Source organism: Streptomyces dioscori (assembly GCF_003024195.1).
Lineage (GTDB): Bacteria > Actinomycetota > Actinomycetes > Streptomycetales > Streptomycetaceae > Streptomyces > Streptomyces dioscori.
The window spans coordinates 1-5,323 of the sequence record NZ_KZ679076.1; the positions used below are offsets into that span (position 1 = coordinate 1).

Annotated in this window: 2 protein-coding genes; one reads left to right on the forward strand and one right to left on the reverse strand. The window is 68.0% G+C overall.

The annotated features are described in order from the left end of the window. A partial coding sequence (locus tag C6Y14_RS43795; protein ID WP_159074433.1) for a hypothetical protein occupies positions 1–4,169 on the forward strand: 4,169 nt, incomplete at its 5' end. A 50-nt stretch (positions 4,170–4,219) separates the two neighbouring features. Here C6Y14_RS43795 and C6Y14_RS43800 read toward each other — a convergent pair. Next, on the reverse strand, positions 4,220–5,041 hold the full coding sequence (locus C6Y14_RS43800; protein ID WP_107022512.1) for an alpha/beta fold hydrolase: 822 nt from the start codon (positions 5,039–5,041) through the stop codon (positions 4,220–4,222). Positions 5,042–5,323: the final 282 nt, after the last annotated feature.

Consider the following 5,323-nt stretch of genomic DNA (forward strand, 5'->3'; position numbering starts at 1 on the left):
GTGGTGATGCCGGCGTCGACATCAATCTCGCGAGTTATTACTTCGAGAAGTACGACATCGGTTATGTCATGGGGATGTTGGCCCATGAGATCGGTCTCCACCCTCTCGCCTCGCGGGACACGAACATCCCTGATGAAGAGGAGATGTTCGCCGGGGTGCCGCTGACTGTTCCGGGGCTGGCGCACCTGACTCCGCCACGGACCATGAACACGGTCGGGGCAGGTCAGGCCGACCACATCATGGCCGCGTTCCCGAGCAGTACGCGGCACCGGATCTATCGGGACATCGTGCTGGGGATGGCCAATGACCTGGCTGAGGAGGCGCGTACCGGTGAGGAGGGTGCGAAGGCCAAGGACGTCACGGATCTGATCGACACCTACCTCATGGACCTGGCCACGATCGCGCTCACCAATGACAAGCGTAAGGACGCGGCTTGGGAGCCGCGTTACACGGCGAAGGTGTACAACGCGTACAAGGAGCAGTTTGCCGCGCAGCTTGCGCAGGACAGTCCCGTACGGAGTCTGCTTCCGGCGGACAAGAGCTGGTACAACGTCACGAGTAACTTCTTCGGTCTGGGCAGCAGCGTCGCGTTCAACAACCAGGGCGACAGCATCCAGAGCGTCGCCCCGGTACCGAGCGGCACCGAGACCGGCGAGACGCGCCCGAGGCTTTCGCCGGGCGGTACCGAGTCCGGGTCGCGGAGTGGGCCGTCCGACACCACGTCGTCGATGGAGCCGCGTGCCGGCCGGGCGCATACCGGTCTGCCGCACACCGGTATGCCCCGCCCCAGTCGGCCGCGTGACCAGCGGCCCCGGTTCGTGGTGCGTTCCGATTTCGATGCGCGGCGGTTCACCTACGACGGCGATCCGGTCACCGACCTCACGGTCCGTATCGCGATGCGCGGCGGCCCGGACGGGCAGAACGCCCGCGCCCAAGCCCCGACCCGCGCCCAAGCCGCCGTCTTCGCGCAACTCCGCGACGGTGTACACGAGTTCCTCAACAACCCCGGCCACCGGCTCCCCAACGGTGACCTGCTGCATGTGACCGTCGAGCTGGTCGATCCTTCCCAGTCCCCGCATCTGACGGTGGACTTGGTGGGTCGGGATCGGGTGATGGATCAGATCTCGTGGTGGGCGGATGCCGATCCGGTGCAGTTGGTGCATGAGCTGACCCATCAGCTGGGTCTGCGGGACGAGTACCGGGATGCCGATTCTCCGCAGCGTCCGCACATCCCGGGCAGCCTGCTGGGTGACCTGACGGCCGGCCCCGAGGACTCCTCACTCGCCGCCGGTGGGCTTCGCGGGCGGCACCTGGCGCTGCTGAGTGCGCTGATCGGGGACGTGACCCCGAGCTCCTCGGACTCCTCGGAGCGAAGCACACAGGAGGACAGCGAGCACACCTGGCACCAGGTGCGCGACGACGCCGAGAAGGTCCGTCGCGAAGCGGTCTGGATTGACCCGGTCTCCCTGCCCCGGCCGTCCACCGGTGACACGGCGGTCACCGCTGTCCCGGCCCGCATGCCGCAGGACCCGAACGCGACACCGGCCCCCGCCGCCAGCACCACCGCTGATGCCGCCGCCGAACCGACCCTCACCCCCTTCAGGTCGGGGAAGTACGAGTTCACCAACCTGAAGCACACGGAGGAGAGGTACCGCGACAAGGCGGTCCGGATCATCGAGCTGCTGCGGGACCACCCGACGATCAGTGCCTACGTCGGCGACCGGCCCGTCCGCATCACCTTGCACGTGCGGACTACCGAGACCCCGGCGGACGTACGCGACCTGGGCGACGCCGGTGTCCAGATCAACCTCGCGAGCTACTACTTCGAGAAGTACGACATCGGTTACATCATGGGGATGCTGGCCCATGAGATCGGTCTGCACCCGCTCGCCTCCCGGAACGGGGACATCCCCGACGAGGAGTCGATGTTCCGAGGCATCCCCCTGCCTGTGCCGGGGCTGGGCGAGCTGCGGACCCCACGCACGATGAACACCGACAGCGCGGGTCAGGCCGACCACATCATGGCCGCGTTCCCCAGCAGTACCCGGCACGGGATCTACCGCGACATCGTGCTGAAGATGGCCGACATGCTGGCCGAGGCCGCGCAGGCCGGTGTGGAGGGCGCCAAGGCCAAGGACGTCACGGACCTGATCGACACCTACCTCATGGACCTCGCCTCCATCGCGATCACCAGCGACTACCGGATGAACGCGGCCAAGGAGCCCGGTAACACGGCCAAGGTCTACAACGCCTACAAGGCGCTGTTCGCCGCACGCATGGCCCCGGACAGTCCCGCCCGTGCCCTGCTCCCCGCCGACAAGGGCATGTTCGGAGTCGTACGGGACTTCGCCACCCTGGCCGCCAACCTCGCGACCAACAACCGCGGTGACAGCATCCAGCAGCCCATCCCCACCGGTGAGGCCCGCCCCCGGCTCCCGCAAGCCACCGACAGCGCTCAGAAGATCAGCGAGAGCATCGAACAAGCCCTCGCCGGTGCACCGCAGTTGGTGGGCCTGCGTGACAGCCGCCCCCGTTTCGTGGTGCGTTCCGGCTTCGACGTCCGGCGGCTCTCGTACCAGGGCGAACAGGTCACGGACCTCACGGTTCGGATCCAGATGCGTGGTACGGACGCACAGGTGGCCCACGCGTTCGAGCAACTGTCGGCCGGGGTCCATGAGTTCCTCAACGAGCCCGGACATCGGCTCCCCAACGGCGACCTGCTGCACGTGACCGTCGAGCTGGTCGATCCTTCCCAGTCCCAGTCCCAGCCCCAGTCCCAGTCCCCGCACCTGACCGTGGACCTGGTGGGCCGCGACCGCACCATGGATCAGGTCTCGTGGTGGGCGGACGCCGACCCGGTGCAGTTGGTGCATGAGCTGACCCATCAGCTCGGTCTGCGGGACGAGTATCGGGATGCCGATTCCCCGCAGCGTCCGCACATCCCGGGCAGCCTGCTGGGTGACCTGACGGCCGGCCCCGAGGACTCCTCACTCGCCGCCGGTGGGCTTCGCGGGCGCCACCTGGCCCTGCTGGGCGCGCTGATCGGAGACGTGAGCCCCGAGCCCGAGCGGCTTCAGGCATCTCAGACACCCGAGCGGCCTCAGGCATCTCAGACACCTGACCTGCCTCGGACGTCTCGGGCGGATGTGCAGGACATCGCGCAGACCTGGGAAGAGGCCCGCAAGGGGGTCGAGGGGATCCTCCGCGAGGCGGTCTGGGTGGACCCGGTCTCCCTGCCCCGGCCGTCCACCGGTGACACGGGGGTCACCGATGTCCCGGCCCGTATGCAGCAGGACCCGAACACGGCGCCCGGCCAGGCAGCAGGACAGCCGGTAACGCTCTACGCCCCCTTCTCCTCGGGGAACTTCGAGTTCACCAACCTGAAGCACACGAACGAGGCGTACCGCGACAAGGCGGTCCGCATCATCGATCTGCTCCGGAAGCACGACACCATCAAGGAGTACGTCGGTGACCGTCGCGTCCGGATCACCTTGCACGTGCGGACGACGGAGACCCCGGCCGATGTGACGGACCGCGGTGACGCCGGGGTCGACATCAACCTGGCCAGCTACTACTTCGAGAAGTACGGCATCGGCCACATCATGGGCATGCTCGCCCACGAGATCGGCCTGCACCCGCTGGCTTCGCGGAACCGGGACATCCCCGACGAGGAGGAGATGTTCCAGAACGTTCCGCTGGCGGTGCCGGGGCTGGGCGATCTGACGACTCCGCGCACGATGAACACGGTCGGAGCGGGTCAGGCCGACCACATCATGGCCGCCTACCCCAGCAGCACCCGGCACCGGATCTACCGCGACATCGTCCTGAAGATGGCCGGCGTCCTGGCGGAGGACGCCCGCGTCGGCGAGGACGGGGCCCGGGCCCAGGACGTCACGGACCTGATCGACTGCTATCTGATGGACCTGGCCTCCATCGCGCTCACCAACGACTACCGGATGAACGCGGCGAAGGAGCCCAACTACACGGCGAGGGTCTACAACGCCTACAAGGAGATGCTGCTGGCCCGGCTGGCCGACGACGCCTCCGTCCGGGCCCTCCTGCCGTCCGACAAGAGCATGTTCGGCGTGATGAACGACTTCCGTCGCATCGGCACGTACATCGCGATCGGCAACAGCGGCGACAGCATCCAGCGGGCCGACACGACCTGAGTGCGTCCCTTGTCGCCGATCGGTGGCTGGTGTCTCTGAGGGGTCTCCGGTCAGTTGCGTGTGCTGTCCGCGGTGTGGGACTCCGCGAAGTCCCAGACCAGCGGCAGGAGTTGTTCCGGTGTCTCCGTCTGGGGCATGTGTCCCGTGCCCTCCAGCAGACGGAACTCCGCACCCGGGACGGCCTGCGCGTACGCGCGTCCGTAGTCGACGTCCACGACCTGGTCGCTCGCGCCCCAGACGACCAGGGTCGGGTGGTCGATCTTCGCCAGGCGGTCGGTCAGGGTGGGGTCGGCCATGTCGTGCGGGCCCGAGTAGACCCGCAGCGCGGCACGGTTGGCCCCCATGACCGCGCGCTGCTCCTCGGACAGGGCGCTCGGGTCGAAGCGGAACTTCGAGAGGTCGTGGAAGGAGAGGCGGGCCAACTCGGGGGGCGTGAGCGGGAAGGTGTCGGCTATCGGGTGCCCCTGGACGCGTACGCCGACCGCGTTGACGAGGGTGACGCTGCTGACCCGTTCGCTGCCCAGAGCCGCCAGTTCGGCGGCGATCCAGCCGCCGATGGAGTTGCCCACCACCGCCACGTCCCGCAGGTCGAGTTCCTCCAGCAACTGGGCGTAGACCCGGGCCAGGGCCGGGACATCGGTCAGCCATTCGGGGCGGGCCGTGCCGCCGAAGCCCGGGTGGAAGGGGGTGAAGACCCTGGCGGGCCGCTGCCCGGCGAGGAAGTCGGCGAACGGGGTGACGGTCTGCGGACCGCCGCCTCCGTGCAGCAGCAGGAAGGGGCGCCCCCTCTGCCCCCGCTCCTGCCCCTGCAGGTCGACGGTGACGTCGACAGTGCCCTGGTCGAGCTTGAGCGTGTGGGTGGTGGCGGTCATGCGGTACTCCTCATGTGTGCGCTCTCGTCGTGAGAGCTGACTCTCAGGAGGTTACGGAGGTCGAGTGTCGTCATGCAAGTGGACTCTCATATCGAGAACCCACTGTTATCGTGTGGGTGACTGTGACTGTGACTGTGACTGTGACTGTGACTGCGGCTGTGACTGCGGCTGCGACGGGGGCGGGGGCGGGGGCGGGGGCGGGGGCGGGGGCGGGGCAGTCATGGTGTGCGAGTGTCGACGAGAGAGGGAGTACGGGGATGGCGACCCAAGCCGGTGCGGGCC